This is a genomic window from Micromonospora sp. LOL_013, from assembly GCF_048060315.1.
Lineage (GTDB): Bacteria > Actinomycetota > Actinomycetes > Mycobacteriales > Micromonosporaceae > Micromonospora_E.
Window position 1 is genome coordinate 1 of the sequence record NZ_JBHMIQ010000098.1, and the last position, 994, is coordinate 994.

The 994-nt window shown below is 66.0% G+C and carries 1 protein-coding gene; it reads left to right on the plus strand.

Translation table 11 applies throughout. The annotated features are described in order from the left end of the window. Positions 1-116: 116 nt before the first annotated feature. The gene (locus tag ACFHWS_RS28475) at positions 117-971 is read left to right on the plus strand and encodes an IS5 family transposase (protein ID WP_416557686.1); all 855 of its coding nucleotides are present in this window, start codon (positions 117-119) and stop codon (positions 969-971) included. The last annotated feature ends 23 nt before the right edge of the window (positions 972-994 follow it).

The window sequence follows — 994 nt, forward strand, 5'->3', positions numbered from 1 at the left end:
TAAGAGCGACCGGCAATAGGGTCCAAGATCCGGACATGCGGGTACCTGGAAGTAGTAGGCAGGCACGGGTCCATCGATCATCGGAGTTCTCTACGCTCTGCAACCGATGGAGTCCCGTGCCTGCGCTGCAATCATCGTTGCTCGAACCCATCTGGGTCCAGTTCGCCGCGTTGTGGCCTGAACAACCCGAGTTCGACCCGGCCCATCCGCTGGGCTGTCACCGCCGGCGGATCCCGGACCGGATCGTGTTCGAGCACGTCATCGCCGCTTTGGTCCATGGATCCGGCTATGAACGCGTCGCGTCGGGTGACTGTTCGGACCGGACGATCCGTCGCCGTCTGCGGTTGTGGGCTGACGCCGGTCTCGGTGAGCAGGTCCATGAACTCGCCCTGGACGCCTACGACCGCATGATCGGCCTGGACCTGACTGACGTCAGCGCTGACGGCGCGATCACGAAAGCGCCGTGTGGCGGCGACCGGGCCGGCCGCTCACCGGTCGACCGCGGCAAGGGCGGTATGAAGCGCTCGACCGGTGTGGACGGCTACGGCATCCCGCTCGGGATCACCGGTGCCCCGGCCAACCGGCCCGACTCGCCGCTGCTGCGCGACACCTTCGAAGCGTGCAGCGCCCAACTCCGCCATCACTGGCCTGAGCAGGTCACAGCCCACCTCGATCGCGGCTACGACAGCAACCGCGCCCGGGAGCTGCTCGATGAACTCGGCTTCGACGCCGAGATCGCCCGCAAGGGCGTACCCGCCCCGATCCAAGTCGGTAAGCGGTGGGTGGTCGAGCGCACGAACTCGTGGATGAACGGCTTCGGCAAGATCCGCCGCTGCACCGACCGCAACGCTACGATCATCGACTTCTACCTCTACCTGGCCGCCGCGATCGTCACGATCCGTCAACTCATCCAACGAGCCCGCACGCTCTACCGCTGGGACACCCGGCCGACAACCCGCCGACTCAGGTAACGCCTATTGCCGGTCGCTCTAAG